Origin of the sequence: Arthrobacter sp. zg-Y1110 (assembly GCF_025244865.1) — a bacterium.
Classification (GTDB): Bacteria; Actinomycetota; Actinomycetes; order Actinomycetales; family Micrococcaceae; genus Arthrobacter_B.
Window position 1 is genome coordinate 3,123,778 of the sequence record NZ_CP104272.1, and the last position, 15,052, is coordinate 3,138,829.

Below are 15,052 nucleotides of genomic sequence, written 5' to 3' on the forward strand. Positions count from 1 at the left end.
CGTCGTGCGTGTTAATCCGTCGTGCGTGTTGAAGAGCCAGGACCTAGCGGCTGCCGCCGGACCCGGACCCCGAAGACCCCGAGGAATCCGAGCCGGACCCCGAGGACCCCGACCCGCCGGACTTTTTCCCGCGGGAGGAGGAATCATTGACGTCCGTGTCGATCTGCTCCTTGCGGACCTCTTCGGAGACGCTCTCCGTGTCGGTCACCGTCTCGGTGTCCAGGCGAACGCGTTCCACCGGCTCGGTGTGCTTGGAAACCACAGCCTCTTCGGCATGGAGCGTCACCTCGTGCTCGTCTTCCGTGAGTTCGGCGCCTGACAGGGCATCCCCCGCGTTGGCGTCCGTGATGGGCTCACGCTCGATCCGCACTTCCTCGTGGCTGACCGGCACCTGCTTGGTGACGGTCTCCGTCACGATGTACTTGCGCAGCCGGGCCTTGCCCACGGCGCGGTTCTCGGTGCCGACGTTGAGGCGCTCCTCCGAACGGGTCATGGAGTCGTCCCCGCTGGATCCCGAACCGGAGGAACTGGAGGAAAGGCCGGACGTCCCGCTGCTGCTGGAGCTGCTGCTGGAGGTCCCGGATGTCTGGCTCTCCGACACCGTGGAGGTACCGCTGCTCATGTCACTGCCCCGCATGCCGCTGTCCCGCGTCTCGGTGATGGTGTCGGTTTCCGACACGGATTCCGAAGAACCGTCGTCGTAGCTGAAGCCGTAGTACCGGTAGAGCGTGACTTCCTCGTCGGGGCTGATCGAACCGTCGCTTTCAATGTGCGGCGCGTTCTTGACCTCTTCCTTGGAGTAGGGCACCAGGACGTCGGCACCCTCGACGGTTGCCTCACTGAGGGGGATAAACGTTTCCGACGTGCCGAAGAGGCCGGTGTTCACGGTGACCCATGCCGGTTCGTCGGTCTGGTCGTCCAGGTAGAAGGTACCAACGGCACCGATTCGGTCACCGTTCGAGCCGACTACATTGCCCGAACCGCTCATGAGTCCTTCGACCTGCTGATTCGTGATCATCTTGTTCTCCTCGCGACAGCGAATCCGCCGAATCGGTTGACCGGCGGTAATTCACCACTGGCCTGATCGGAGACAGAGGACAAGGCGGTCGGTATCCGCCTGCGGCTCCGGGCCGGCTGGTTGACTGGTGAGGAACCTGGCATACATACCAAGCCCACTTACAATTCCAGCCCCACGCCTCCGGACCCGTCAATAGGTACTTGCTGCGAGGAGGGGACTACGCGTCCTGCAGCAGGGCGTCCCGCACCTGGCGGCGCAGCACCTTCCCCAGCATGGACTTGGGCAGTTCCTCGATAACCACGATCTTCCGCGGCACCTTGTAGGGGGTCAGCCGCTCGCGGCAGTAGGCACGCAGAGCTGCTTCATCAAGCTCGGCACCCTCCTGCAGGACGACGGCGGCCACCACCTGCTCGCCGCCGTCGGCCCGGGGCAGGCCCACCACGGCGGCGTCGAGGATGTGCTGGTGGGTGCGCAGCACGTCCTCGACCTCCGACGGCGAGACGTTGAAGCCGCCGGTGATGATCAGTTCCTTGCGGCGGTCCACCACCTTCACGAAGCCGTCCTCGTCCACGGTGACAATGTCGCCGGTGCGCAGCCAGCCGCCGGCGAGCAGCACCTCGGCGGTGTCCTCGGGGTTGTTCCAGTAGCCGGCGAAGACCTGCGGCCCGCGGATCAGGAGCTCACCGGCGGCACCGGGTTCGACGTCGTTCACGGGGTTTTCCGGGTCCACCACGCGCATCTCGGTGCTGGGGAACGGAACACCGATGGTGCCGTTGCGGCGCGATTCGGCAAACGGGTTGCCCAGGGCCACGGGAGAGGATTCGGTCAGGCCGTAGCCCTCCACCAGCAGCCCGCCGGAGACCTCTTCCCAGAGCTTCACCGTGGCTGCCGGCAGGGTCATGGCCCCGGAAATGGCGTAGCGGATGGTGGACAGGTCCACGCCGCGCTTCTTGGACTCGTGCGCGGTCTTTTCGTAGATCGGCGGGACGGCGCAGAAGACGGTGGGCTTGGATTTCTTCGCGGCGGACAGGACCAGGTCCACGTCGAACTTGGGGAACAATACGAGCCGCGACCCGGTGAGGACGGAGAAGGTCAGGTACAGGGTGAGGCCGAAGGCGTGGAACATGGGCAGCACGCCGTAAATGACTTCCTTGCCCTCCTGCGCACCGTGCATCCAGGCCTTGCCCTGCAGGGCGTTGGACCGCAGGTTGTAATGCGTGAGCATGACCCCCTTGGGGATGCCTGTGGTGCCCGAGGTGTACTGCAGGGCCGCCAGGTCGGAAACGGCCGGGCGGGGGTGGTCCGCGGACAGCGGAGCATTGTCGAGCAGTTCCTCCCAGGACATGGTGCGCTCGGTCTTGGCGGTCAGGCCCGCACGGGTGCGCCGCAGGGAGGGAACCGGAAGAGCCAGGGCCATCCGCTTGATCCGGGGCATCGCCTTGGTGATGTTCACGGCCACGATGGTTTCCACGGCCACGTCGCCGGGGAAGTCCTGCACCTTCTCCACGGCCTTGTCCCAGACGATGGCCACCTTGGCGCCGTGGTTCTCGAACTGGTGGCGCAGCTCGCGTTCGGTGTACAGCGGGTTGTGGCCGACGACGACGGCGCCCAGCCGGAGCACGGCGTAGAACGCGATGAGGTACTGCGGGCAGTTGGGCAGGATGACGGCCACCCGGTGGCCCTTCCGCACGCCCAGCTTGCGCAGCCCTTCGGCGGCCCGGCGAATCCGGTCCCCCAGTTCCCGATACGTGGTTTCGGCGCCGAAGAATTCCAGGGCCACCTTGCTGCCGAACCGCTCCACGGCGTCTTCCATCATGGCGGTGAGCGATTCGGTGGGCAGCTCAATCTGCGCGGGAACGCCGGGCTGGTAGTTCTTGACCCAATGCGGTTCCAGGGCAGCGGACATGGAGGTCTCCTTCAGGTTGGGCAATACCACGACTATATCGAGGCCGCAGCCCTGTGGATAAAAAAGTTGAGCCGCGCCACCCTATTCCGCAACCGCCGCCAGGGACGCCAGATACCGGGCCAGGGCCCGGGGCGCGGACCGCGGAGCCACAGCTTCGACGGCGGCGTTGTAGTTGGTGTTCGTGTTCACGTCATAGGTCAGCAGGCGGCCGTCGGCGGCCTCGATGAACTCTATGCCGCAGACCTCCAACCGGTTCCGGCGGGCGAACTCGAGGTACTTGCCGATCACCGGATGGTCGAAGTCCTCCCGCAGGCTGAACAGCTGGGTGTCCGCGTCCGGTGCAATGGTGGCGCCGGGCGGCATGATCGGCTTGCCCGTGGACGGGTCGATGGCGCAGGCATCCGCCGGGCAGAGCTGGAATCCGCCGCGGGCCGTGTCCGCCTTGATGGCGTAGACGAATTCCCCGCCCACAATCTCCGCCCGGGTAATGAAGGGCTCGGCCGCAACAATGTATTCCTGGATCAGGGTGATGCCGTCCGCAGGCTCCTCGAAGTCCTCCGACGCCACGTAGTCCGCCAGTTCCCCGTGGGATTCGAACTTCCGCACCCCGAGTCCCTTGCCGCCCTGGTTGTGCTTGGTGATGAACGGTGCGGGGAATTCCTTGGCCGCGGCCAGGATCTGGTGCCGCCCGACGGCGGCCACGGTACGCGGGGTGTCGATGCCCGCGGCGCGCAGCGCGGTCAGCTGGTCCACCTTGCTCATTTCCAGTTCCAGCACCCGGCGGCCGTTGACCGTGCGCCGTCCGTGCGCTTCCAGCCAGGACAGCACCGCCCGGGCGTAGTCCTTGGACAGGCCGTGGTCCCTGGTGTGCGAGGAGGCGCTGATCCGGGACCAGAAAATCCCCTCCGGCGGCACCGAGTCCAGGTCCAGGACGCCGTCGGTCAGCAGCCATTCCTCCACGTGCACGCCTTCGGCTTCGAAGGCACGGGCAAAGGGAGGGAACCATTCGGGATTCTCATGCAGGGCATAGACCGTGGGGGTGCTCATGGAACTCACTTTCACCGGTTTCGTCGTCGGCCCCGGGCAGGGCAGGCGGTGCAGGGCAACCCTAGGCCCGCGGCCACGGCTCCGCCAGCTTCCGTGACGTCCGACGTCGGCCGCTCCCCTACCGCCCCCGGCCCGCCAGCCGGGCCACCAGTGCCTGCGGTGCCCGGCTCCCCACCGTAGCCAGCACCCGGTACCGCTTGGACGGAATGGAAACGCCCTTGCCCGCGAAGGCGTCGGCCAGGGCTTCACGCACCACGCGGTCCGCACTCAGCCACATCCACTTGGGGTACAGGCTCTTGTCCATTTCCATGCGCGCATGGAATTCCGTGTGCACAAACCCCGGGCATACCGCGGTCACGGTGATGCCGCGGCCCCGGTAGTAGAGATTGGCCCAGCGGCTGAAGTTGATCACCCATGCCTTGGCGGCGCTGTAGGTTCCCCGTGGGATGAAGCCGGCCACGGAGGCCACGTTGATGATCCGGCCGCCGCCGTTGGACTGCATCGCGTTCAGTGCAGCGTGGCTCAGCTGCAGCGGCGCGCCCACCAGAACATTCAGGTGGTCGATCTCGGCCTGCAGTTCGTTCCGGGCAAAATCGTTTTTCAGACCGTATCCGGCGTTATTGACCAGGAGTCCGACGTCGGGCTTCTGCACGCGGTCGGCGACGGCGTCCACTCCTTCGGAGGTGGCGAGGTCGGCCGCGATCCACTCGGTCTTTACGGAGTAATCCCGGGCCAGTTCCGCTGCGGTGGATTCCAGCCGCTCGGTATTCCGGCCGGTGAGCACCACGTCATAGCCGCGCTGTGCCAGCTGGCGGGCGAACTCCGCACCGATTCCGGACGTGGCTCCTGTAATAACTGCTGTCTGCGTCATAAGGCCACCTTTCTATGCCGGCCCCGGTTTGGCAACGCAGCGGTTGGGTGGACCCCTTGCCGGTGCCTGCGGCGGTCCCTAGCTTGGGAGGAGCACCCGAACCCGATTTTCCGTCCGACCGGATCCGCCCATCCCATGTTTTTCTCGAACTCCGCCCCCTCCCCGCGCTGGCAGGACCGCGCCGACGCCGGCCGCGCGCTCGCCGTCGGACTGTTCCCCTACGCGGGTGCACCGGGCCTGCTGGTCCTGGGCCTCCCCCGCGGCGGGGTTCCCGTAGCAGCCGAGGTGGCCCGGACGCTGTCCGCGCCGCTGGATGTGGTGGTGGTGCGGAAGATCGGCTATCCGGAACAGCCCGAGCTGGCGGCCGGCGCAGTGGCCGGCATCGCTGGAACGGTCTGCGTTGTCCGCAACGAGGACGTGCTCCGGTATTGGCGCAGCCGCACGCAGGACGCGGAGGCCCTGTTCGCGGCCGCCGTCGAGCAGCAGCTCGGCGAGGTCCGGAGCCGGGAGGAGCTGTTCCGCCCAGGATCACCGGAACGGCGCATTGCCGGCTGCACAGTCATTGCGGTGGATGACGGGCTGGCCACCGGAGCGACCATGCGTGCCGCCCTTGGCGCGGTCCGGCAGCTGGACCCGGCCCGCCTGGTCGCCGCTGCGCCGGTAGCGTGCGGCAGTGCGGCGGACCGGCTCAGCCCGCCGGCGGACGACGTCGTGGTGCCCTGGCCGCACAGCGGACTGGACGCCGTGGGACTGGCGTACCGCCGGTTCGGCCAGACCACCGATGCCGAGGTCCGGGACCTGCTGGGCCCCTGACGGATGCACCCGAGCCTCCGGCGCAGGCCGGCCGCAGCGACGATCCGGGTCCGGCCGGCCGGTTCCGCGGCTGTTCCCTAGAGAAGCGGGGCGTTGGCATCGGATACTGGGGAGACGGCCAGCCGGGCCGATGGGGGAATCTCTCTGGAGGTCTTGAGGATGTCCGCATCAGGCAGCGAGTTCCATCAAGGGTTTGCGTTGGACGCCATGAACCTGACCAAGTCCGTCGTGCGCGGAATCCGCCTCGGATTGGGCATCACCGGGCTGGTTTCGGTGATCCTGGGACTGCTTGTCCTCTTCTGGCCCGGAGCGACGCTCGAGGTGCTCGCAGTCCTCTTTGGCCTGTATTTCGTGATTGCCGGTGCCGTCCGCATTCTGCTCGGCGTTTTCACCGGCTTGGGCGGAGGGTTGAAGATCCTCAACATCCTGGTGGGCCTGGCCCTGCTGGTGGTCGGCGTGATCGCCATCCGCAACCCCACGGAAACCCTGACGGCACTCGGCCTGGTGATCGGGATCGCCTGGATCGTGGAGGGCGTGATGGCCCTGGCCGAGTCCGACCGCGGCGGGTCCCGCTGGTTCGCCATTGTGCTGGGGATCCTGAGCATCCTCGCCGGGATAGTGGTGCTCTTCCTCCCCCTGGAAACTCTGGCGGTCCTGGTGATTTACGGCGGGATCTTCCTTGTGGTCCTGGGCGCCATCCAGATTGTCCGCGCCTTTGCCTTCGGCCGGGGCATGCCCCGAAACGCTTGAACCTCCTTCCGGCAGTCAGCCTCCCGAACCGGGGGCCTGCGCGTCCAGAAACCTCCCAGCAGACGTCCAGACCGCGTTAACGCAGCGCTAACCTGCAGGCGCTCCCGGCCGTAACATACCGCCCCCATGCTTAAACCAGCGCCGCCGGTACCGGGGTGCCGGTCAGCCGCGGGGGGCTGGCCCGTCCATATTCTCCGCATTCTCCGCCCGGCTGCATCGGCAGAGGCAGGAACGGGCGCACAACCCGAACGGGAGTACCTCCATGGACTCTGGAAACACAGCCTGGCTGCTGGCCAGTTCCGCATTGGTCTGCCTGATGATCCCCGGGATCGCCTTCTTCTACGGCGGCATGGTGGGCTCACGGCGGATCCTGAACATGATGATGATGTGCTTTGGCGGGGCCAGCCTCGTGGCCGTCCTTTGGGTGCTTTACGGCTATTCCGCAGCGTTCGGCGACTCGCTGGGCGGCATGGGCCTGCTGGGCGACCCGCTGGAGTACCTCGGCCTCTCCGCACTCCTTACTGAAGATCCGGCCGCGTCCATCCCGGTGGCCCTGTTCGCTGCCTTCCAGCTGATGTTCGCGTGCGTAACCACCGCCCTGGTGGCCGGGTCCGCGGCCGGACGGATGAAGTTCGGCGCCTGGATGGTCTTCGCCGGGCTCTGGGCCACGCTGGTCTACTTCCCGGTGGCGCACTGGGTCTTCGCTTTTGACAACGCGGAGGGCACCGTCGTCGGCGGCTGGATCGCCAACCAGCTCGGCGCCATTGACTTCGCCGGAGGCACCGCCGTACACCTGAACGCCGGTGTCGCTGCACTGGCCCTGGCGCTGGTCCTGGGCCGCAGCAAAGGCTGGCCGCACTCGCACGGGCAGCCGCACAGCCGCCCGCTGATCCTGCTGGGGGCAAGCCTGCTCTGGATCGGCTGGTACGGCTTCAACGCCGGTTCCGCCCTCAGCGCCGGCCACTCCGCCGCCGTCGTTTTCCTGAATACCGCAGTTGCCGCAGCCGCCGGCATGCTCGGCTGGATGCTGATGGAACGCCTGCGGCTGGGACGCTCCTCAAGTCTGGGTGCGGCGTCGGGCCTGATCGCAGCCCTGGTGGCCATCACGCCCGCCTGCGGCGCGGTCAGCCCCCTGGGCGCCGTCGCCATCGGCGCGATCGCCGGACTGGTCTGCTCCTTGGCCATCGAGATGAAGTTCCGCCTCGGCTTCGACGATTCCCTGGACGTGGTGGGAGTCCACGCCGTCGGCGGCCTGCTGGGCACCCTGCTGATCGGTTTGTTCGCCACGGACGCGGCGCCCAACGGTGTCAGCGGCCTCTTCTACGGCGGCGGTTTCTCCCTGCTCGGCAGCCAGGCACTCGCCTGCGGAGCCGTGCTCATTTACTCCTTCGTGGTGACGTGGGTGATTGCCAAGGTGCTCCAGCTGACCATCGGCCTGCGCATCCCCGAAGAGAGCGAACTCAAGGGAATCGACCTCATGGCCCACTCCGAATCCGCCTACCTGAATGATGAAGAACCCGTGGAGCTCGGCGCACCGACCCGAACCTAGGACGGGCACCGAAAGGAGGAACGGGCGCACCCACCGCGGGTGCGCCCGTTCCGGTGTACCGGGTTGTTGTTCCCGGCCCCCGGCCGGCTCAGAGATCCCGGTACAGGCCTTCTTCCTGCTCCAGGTAGATGTCCAGCAGCCGGCGTGAATGCTCGCCCGCGGCACCCTCCTGCGCCAGGCCGTCCTTCATGGTTTCGGCCTGGGCGGCGCCGCTGGGGAAGGGCGGAAGCAGCGGCACCGCGGGATCGGTGACCACTTCGATCAGGAACGGCCGGGTGGCGGCGAGCGCCACGTCCCAGGCTTCACCCAGGAGCTCCGGATCCTCCACCCGGATGCTTTCCAGTCCCAGCAGCTTGGCGTACTCCGCGTACTTGAAGTCCGGCAGCGACTGGCTGTCCTCGAACCGCGGATCGCCCTCCATTTCGCGCTGTTCCCAGGTGACCTCGGCCAGCTCGCGGTTGTTCAGCACGCAGAGAACGAACCGCGGATCCTCCCACTTCTGCCAGAGCCGGCTCAGGGTGATCAGTTCGGTCACTCCGGCCATCTGCATGGCGCCGTCTCCGGAGAGCGCCACGACCGGCCGGTCCGGATACGCCAGCTTCGCGGCCAGTCCGTACGGCACGGCGCAGCCCATGCTGGCCAGCGTGCTGGACAGGTGCGCGGGCACGCCCTCCGGAAGGTGCAGCTGCCGGGCGTACCAGTACACGGAGCTGCCGACGTCGACCGCCACCTGTGCGTTGTCCGGCAGGCGCCGGTTCAGCTCGTAGACCACGCGTTCGGGGTTCACCGGATCGGCGGGCGTCATGGCCCGTACGCGGGCCAGTTCGTGCCAGCGGCGTACGCTTTCCTCCACCTGCCCCCGCCAGGGAGTATCCGGTTTAGCTTCCAGCAACGGGATCAGGGCATCCAGGCTGGCTACGGTGTCTCCGGTGATGCCGACCTCCACCGGGTAGCGGTTCCCGATTGCGGAAGCATCCCGGTCAATCTGCACCCCGCGCGCCGTCCCCGGCTTTGGGTAGAACTCGGTCCACGGGTCGCTGGAGCCGATGATCAGCAGGGTGTCGCAGTTGTCCATCACGTAGCCGGCGGAACTGGTGCCAAGGTGTCCCATGGTTCCGGCGGCCAGCGGCAGGGTTTCATCCACGTACGGTTTGCCGAGCAGGCTGGTGGTGATGCCCGCACCGATCTTCTCGGCCAGGGCGGCGACCTGGGCGCGGGCATTCCGTGCACCCTGCCCCACGAGCAGGGCCACCCGCTCGCCGGAATTGATCAGGTCCGCGGCGGCCCGGATGTCCGCCGGGTCCGGCGAGGTCCGCGCGGGGCTGAACACGGGAACGGTGTTGAGGATGCCGTGCTCCTGTTCCAGGTCCGGGGCCGGGGCCTGCTGCACGTCATGCGGGATGATGACGACGGCGGGCGTGCCGGTGGCCAGCGCCTTCTTGAACGCGCGGTCCAGCACCAGCGGGACCTGCTCGGGGGAATTGATCTGCTGACGGAACGCCGACGCAACATCCCGCGTCAGGTTCATCAGGTCCACTTCCTGCATGTACGAGGACCCCAGCACGCTGCGGGACTGCTGCCCGACAATGGCCACCACGGGTGCCCCGTCCAGCCGGGCGTCGTACAGGCCGTTGAGCAGATGGATGGCGCCGGGCCCCTGGGTGGACATCATCACCCCTACCCCGCCGGTGTACTTCGCATGCCCCACCGCCATAAATGCTGCGTTTTCCTCGTGCCGGACCTGGATGAACTCGGGGTCGCCGCTGCGGCGCATCGCGCCCAGGACCGTATTGATGCCGTCTCCGCTGTAGCCGAACACCCGGTCCACATTCCAGGCCTTCAGGCGTTCGACAATCAGATCCGCTACGAGCCGCTCACTCATGGAAGCCTCCTGTAATCAGCATGCTTACGATACGGCCACACTATTGCATTAGTTGCCCGCCCCGGGAACCCAAGGGTGGCACAGCAGGCACCAGGTGCCGCCATCCCCCGGACTTTCAGATAGTGACGTGCGGCACATTTCACGTACCCTTGGGTGCATTGCTCCTGGTTCGTGACAAAGATGCCCGATTGGAGGCGCCGGCCGTGCCGATTCCCGTTCCGATGAACGATTCCGCACCCCTCGGCACCCCTGAAGGAGCCCGCCGGACAAGCCGGTTTTCCACCGCGCAGGCGCCGCTGCGGCAACGGCTGGATTTATGGGAGGAATACAACGAGCAGGCACTGTTCGGGCTGCGCTGCAGCACCCTCTCGGAACGCAGCCTCCTGGCCACCCAAACCAACCTTGCACTGCCCCGGATCCGGCTTACGCATATCAACGGGAATGACCATGTAATTGAACGCGCGCCGGAGAATATCCGCAGGAACCCGGTCGACGCCGTAATGCTCTGCCTGCTGCTCGAGGGGAAGGCGTTTTTCTACCACGACGCCGGCTGCGAAACCCTGGCGGCAGGGGAAGCCGTCGTTTATGACGCCAACCGGCCTTTTATGTACGGCTTTTCCACGGATATGCGCCAGGTGATTGTGGAGGTACCCCGCACGGTGCTGCGCGAGCAGTCGGCACGCGAAGAGTACTTCCGTCCGCGGGTGCTCCGCATCGCCGGGTCACCCGCCGCCACGCACGCCAACACCACTGCCAACGCGGTGCTTGGGGCCTTCCGGGATCCGGTTGAAGATACGGACGAGCTGGAACGGAGCGTGCTGGAAATGTTCTCCATCATTACCGGCGAGCCCGGGGCCGCGCCTTCGCTGGCCTATCTCGCAGCCGCCCGCGATTACATCGGAACACATCTGGGCCGGCCGGCCCTGTCCCTGGCCCAGATAGCCCGCGCCGTGGGGATCAGCGAGCGCCACCTGACCCGGGTTTTCGCAGAAGCAGGTACCAGCCCGGCCCGGTATGTACTGGAGACCCGGCTGACCCGTGCCCAGCAGCTGCTGGCAGATCCGGCCCACGCCGCCACCTCCATCGCAGCAATCGCGGCGTCCGTCGGATTCGTTTCGGCCGCCCACTTCTCCCGGGCATTCCGTCTGGAGTACGGCTGCACACCCCGCGACGCCCGCCTTTCAGCGGCCGCACGCCAGGCGGAATAAGCCGGCCCTTTCCAGAATATGATCCTTGCCGAATCCGGACATCGGCTTGCCTGTTCCGGACCAGGCCTTCAGCGGCGCCTGCCCTGCCGGAGACAGTGGGACCTACATCACACCCAGTGTCATTTCCGAAAGGCTCCGGACCCTATGAAAACCTCTCCCCGCCACCTGCTCGGGCTGCTCGCTGTCCCGGCACTGGTCCTGTCCCTTGCCGCCTGCGGTGACGATGCCGGCACAACGTCCGACGCCGCCGAAACCGGTTCCTCGTCAGTGGACACAGCGGCGCTCGAGACCATGCTCACCGACTTCCAGAAGCCCCTCGAAGAAGAGGTGCCGACGGAGTCCGCGGCCATCGCGAAAGACAAGAGCATCGTGGTCATCCCCTGCACCTATTCGTCCGAAGCCTGCGCCCGCGGAGCCGACGCTGCGATGGAAGCGGCTGAATCCCTTGGCTGGGAAACCCGCATGATCGATCCGGCCGGCAATCCGGAAAAAGCCCGCCAGGCCATCGACCAGGCGATCCAGCTCGGTGCCGACGGCATCATCTTCACCGCCGCCGTAGGCGACCAGATCGATGCTTCGCTGAAGCAGGCCCGGGAAGCCGGCATTTTCCTGGTCAACAGCATGTCCCCCGCCGATGACCGCTTCGACGTCGAGGTTGTGCCGGATGAGGAGGTCTCGGGCAAGATGATGGCTGCGGCCATCGCCCAGGACAGCGGCGGAGACGCGAAGATCCTGCTCACCACCGACCCGGCCTTCCCGTCCATCACGGCGCGCACCGAGGCGTTCGAGAAGTGGCTCCCCGAGCTTTGCTCCGGCTGCGAGATCGTCGAGACCATCGAAACGCAGATGTCCCAGCTGCAGTCCGGACTGCCGCCGCAGATCCAGGCCACCCTGACCGCCAACCCGGACATCGACTACATCTGGACGCACACCGGTGCCGCCGTCGTCTCCACCCAGGCCACCGTGGAGCGCAGCGCCAACGGCGAGAAGATCAAGATGGTTTCCTACGACGGCAACTCCGCCAACCTGAACCTGATCAAGGACGGCAAGAGCCAGTTCGCGGACGTCATCAAGCCGATGGAGCACACGGGCTACCTGTCCGTGCATGAGATGAACAACCTCTTCGCCAACGGTGCCAGCGGGCACCAGGTCATCGAGATGCCCAAACGCATGGTGCTGCAGGAGACCCTGCCCGAGCTGCCGTGGACGGGTGACTCCGACTGGAAGTCAGCCTTCACGGCTCTGTGGGAGAACGCGGGCTAGTTTCCGCGGAACCCACGCGGCCGGCCCGGTTATCCGGGCCGGCCGTATACCGCTTTCCCGCTGCCACACATTCAGGAGTACCCATGGAGCACACCGCAGCCCTGAGCATCCGCGGAATCAGCAAGACCTTTACCGGACAACGGGCCCTCGACGGCGTCAGCCTCGACATCCAGACCGGCAAAGTGACCGCACTGTTGGGCATGAACGGCTCCGGAAAGTCGACGCTGATCAAGATCCTGGCCGGGGTCTACGCGCCGGATCCCGGCGGAAGCCTTTCGGTCCGCGGCAAGGACCTGCAACTGCCGCTTACACCCGCGGCCGCACACGCCGCAGGCCTGCGGTTCCTTCACCAGGACCTGGGACTCGTGGACGCGCTGACGATCGCCGACAACTTTGCGCTTTCCGACGGGTTCTTCACCCGCACCGCTTTTTCCCCGGTGAAGCTCCGGAAGGAACACGCCCACGTGGCAGCCACGTTGGAGCTCCTGGGCATCGACGAACATCCCGGCAGGCTGGTCGGTGACCTCACCCCCTCCACCCGCACCATGGTGGGCATCGCCCGCGCCTTCCAGCACCGCTCCGGGAGCGTCGACGACGGCGCCCCCGCCGACGTCGACGCGCTCCGCCGCAACATCCTGATCCTGGACGAGCCCACCGCCTCGCTGCCCGCGCACGAGGCAGACCGCGTCCTGGCCCTGCTGGACATGCTCCGCGGCCACGGCGGAACCGCCGTTTATGTCAGCCACCGGATCGAGGAGGTCCGCCGCATCGCGGACAATGTCGCCGTGCTCCGTGACGGCCTGCTCGTTGCGGACGAGCCGCTGGGCGAACGTGACGCCGCGGCGGTCGTTTCCCTGGTCATCGGCCGCGAATTGGAGTCCCCCGCCATCCGCAGCGCCGAGGAACGCGAAGGCCCGGTGCTGCTGAGCACCCGTGCACTCAGCGGACCCCGGCTGGACGGTATCGACCTGGATGTGCACGCCGGAGAGATCGTGGGGGTCACGGGCCTGGTCGGCTGCGGCCGCAGCGAACTGGTCCGTCTGATCGCCGGTGCCCAGCAGCCGTCCGCCGGGTCCATGACCTTGGCCGGCAAGCCGTACACACCGGATTCCCCTGCAGCCGCAATCACGTCGGGGGTGGCCTGCGTTCCGCAAAACCGCCGGCGGGACGGCGTCGTCCTGGACCTGGGGGTCGGAGAAAACCTGACGCTCGGGCGCCTGCGCCGGTATACCCGCGGACCGGTCATAAACCGCGCTGCGGAGAAGGCCGCCGCGGAGGACCTCTCCCGCCGCTTCCTGGTGAAGACCGCGTCCCTCGCCGCACCTGTGCGCAGCCTCTCCGGCGGCAACCAGCAGAAAGTGGTTGTTGCACGCGCAGCGAGCGGCACGCCGTTGCTGCTGCTGCTGGATGAACCCTCCCAGGGGGTTGACGCACTGGCCCGGCAGGAGATCAGCCGGCTGCTTCAGGAACTTGCCGACGACGGCGTGGCAGTCCTGGTCGCCAGCACCGACTACGACGACTTCGTCGGCCTGGCGGACCGCGTGGTGGTCCTGGACCGCGGCCGGATTGCCGCCGAGCTCTCCGGGCCGGAAATCACCGAGGACGGAATCGCCCTCGCCTGCCAGACCGGCGCACCGGCTTAGGCCGCACCCCACCTACTACGCACACCCCACCAAGGAGCCTCTACAGTGAACCTCCGCCTCAACCCCGGCATCCTCATGAAGAACTACGGCATCGTAGTCTTCCTGGTACTGATGATCGCCGTCTTCGCGCTGCTTATGCCGGATACCTTCGCGACGTCCGGCAACTTCCGGCAGATCCTCGCCGACCAGGCGGTCCCGGGCATCCTGGCACTGGCCGTCATCCTGCCGCTGGCCGCCGGAGAGTTCGACCTTTCCGTGGGTGCCAACCTCGGCATCTGCACCATCACCGGAATAGTCCTGGCCGGTACCGGCCTGCCGCTGCCGCTGATCCTGCTCGCCACGCTTGCCCTGGGGATGCTGATCGGCGCCATCAACGCGTTCATGACCATCGTCGTCGGCGTCAACGCCTTTATTGCGACCCTGGGCATGGCCACCATCCTGGCCGGATTGAACCTGCTGCTGACCAATTCCACGCTGATCACCCATTCCTCCGATGCGTTCTCGGCCCTGACCGGGCTCCGCCTGCCCGGCGGGCTGCAGGTAGTTGTGTTCTACTTCCTCGCCGCGGCCCTCATCCTCTGGTTCGTCCTGGAACGCACTCCCTTCGGCCGGTACCTGCGGGCCACCGGTTTGGGGCGCGACGCCGCCGAACTTTCCGGGGTGCGCACCAAGAGATACCTGGCCGCGGCCTTCATCGGCGCCGGACTGCTCGGCGGACTTGCCGGAACGCTGCAGGCGTCCCGCGCTGGAAATGCGACGCCGGACCTTGGCCCGGAATTCCTGCTGCCGGCCTACGCCGCTGCGTTCCTGGGTGCCACGGCCATCCGTGCCGGCTACTTCAACGTCTGGGGCACTGTAACGGGCGTGTACCTGCTTGCCGTCGGAGCCAACGGGCTGGTCATCCTGGGTGCCAAGACCTGGGTTACCAACGTTTTCAACGGGGTAGCTTTGCTGATCGCCGTCTCAGCCGCCACCCTGGTGCAGCGCCGCAAGACGCGGGCGGTGCGTCCGGCCTCCGCGGCAGCGGGTTCCGCCCCGGCAGAAACACCACCCGGCCAAGGTGCTTCCACCCCGGCCTGATCCCTCCCGCAAGGGAACCAAT

The 15,052-nt window shown here is 66.9% G+C and carries 12 protein-coding genes; 7 read left to right on the top strand and 5 right to left on the bottom strand.

What is annotated here, in order from left to right; all coding sequences use genetic code 11:
* Positions 1-43: 43 nt before the first annotated feature.
* The 4 genes from N2K99_RS14580 to N2K99_RS14595 all read right to left on the bottom strand — a co-directional run bounded on the left by N2K99_RS14580 (position 44) and on the right by N2K99_RS14595 (position 4,842).
* A complete protein-coding gene (locus N2K99_RS14580; RefSeq protein ID WP_227932881.1) occupies positions 44-1,018 on the bottom strand; it encodes a YsnF/AvaK domain-containing protein in 975 nt (324 codons plus the stop codon).
* Between the two features lie 217 nt (positions 1,019-1,235).
* On the bottom strand, positions 1,236-2,924 hold the full coding sequence (locus tag N2K99_RS14585; RefSeq protein WP_227932950.1) for a long-chain-fatty-acid--CoA ligase: 1,689 nt from the start codon (positions 2,922-2,924) through the stop codon (positions 1,236-1,238).
* An 81-nt stretch (positions 2,925-3,005) separates the two neighbouring features.
* Positions 3,006-3,971, bottom strand: a complete 966-nt coding sequence (locus tag N2K99_RS14590; RefSeq protein ID WP_227932880.1) for a RimK family alpha-L-glutamate ligase — start codon at positions 3,969-3,971, stop codon at positions 3,006-3,008.
* Between the two features lie 118 nt (positions 3,972-4,089).
* Complete coding sequence (locus tag N2K99_RS14595; protein ID WP_227919418.1) at positions 4,090-4,842, bottom strand: SDR family oxidoreductase; 753 nt, start codon at positions 4,840-4,842, stop codon at positions 4,090-4,092.
* A gap of 135 nt (positions 4,843-4,977) precedes the next feature.
* Here N2K99_RS14595 and N2K99_RS14600 point away from each other — a divergent pair, with 135 nt between their 5' ends.
* The 3 genes from N2K99_RS14600 to N2K99_RS14610 all read left to right on the top strand — a co-directional run bounded on the left by N2K99_RS14600 (position 4,978) and on the right by N2K99_RS14610 (position 7,954).
* Positions 4,978-5,655 carry a phosphoribosyltransferase gene (locus N2K99_RS14600; RefSeq protein ID WP_227919421.1) on the top strand — a complete coding sequence of 226 codons (678 nt, stop codon included), beginning with the start codon at positions 4,978-4,980 and terminating at the stop codon, positions 5,653-5,655.
* 159 nt (positions 5,656-5,814) lie between these two features.
* Positions 5,815-6,405, top strand: coding sequence for an HdeD family acid-resistance protein (locus tag N2K99_RS14605; RefSeq protein WP_227919422.1), 591 nt, complete (start codon positions 5,815-5,817; stop codon positions 6,403-6,405).
* A gap of 262 nt (positions 6,406-6,667) precedes the next feature.
* Positions 6,668-7,954 (top strand): ammonium transporter, encoded by a 1,287-nt coding sequence (locus N2K99_RS14610; protein WP_227919423.1) that lies wholly within the window; start codon positions 6,668-6,670, stop codon positions 7,952-7,954.
* Between the two features lie 88 nt (positions 7,955-8,042).
* Here N2K99_RS14610 and N2K99_RS14615 read toward each other — a convergent pair whose 3' ends face one another.
* On the bottom strand, positions 8,043-9,836 hold the full coding sequence (locus N2K99_RS14615) for a thiamine pyrophosphate-requiring protein (RefSeq protein ID WP_227932879.1): 1,794 nt from the start codon (positions 9,834-9,836) through the stop codon (positions 8,043-8,045).
* Between the two features lie 203 nt (positions 9,837-10,039).
* Between N2K99_RS14615 and N2K99_RS14620 the strand changes: the two genes are divergently transcribed.
* The 4 genes from N2K99_RS14620 (at position 10,040) to N2K99_RS14635 (ending at position 15,030) form a co-directional block, all read left to right on the top strand.
* Entirely contained in the window at positions 10,040-11,044 is a 1,005-nt protein-coding gene (locus tag N2K99_RS14620) for an AraC family transcriptional regulator (RefSeq protein WP_227919425.1), read from the top strand.
* A 144-nt stretch (positions 11,045-11,188) separates the two neighbouring features.
* The gene (locus N2K99_RS14625; protein ID WP_227919426.1) at positions 11,189-12,307 is read left to right on the top strand and encodes a sugar ABC transporter substrate-binding protein; all 1,119 of its coding nucleotides are present in this window, start codon (positions 11,189-11,191) and stop codon (positions 12,305-12,307) included.
* Between the two features lie 83 nt (positions 12,308-12,390).
* The gene (locus tag N2K99_RS14630; RefSeq protein WP_227919428.1) at positions 12,391-13,950 is read left to right on the top strand and encodes a sugar ABC transporter ATP-binding protein; all 1,560 of its coding nucleotides are present in this window, start codon (positions 12,391-12,393) and stop codon (positions 13,948-13,950) included.
* A gap of 45 nt (positions 13,951-13,995) precedes the next feature.
* The gene (locus N2K99_RS14635) at positions 13,996-15,030 is read left to right on the top strand and encodes an ABC transporter permease (protein ID WP_227919430.1); all 1,035 of its coding nucleotides are present in this window, start codon (positions 13,996-13,998) and stop codon (positions 15,028-15,030) included.
* Positions 15,031-15,052 lie beyond the last annotated feature (22 nt).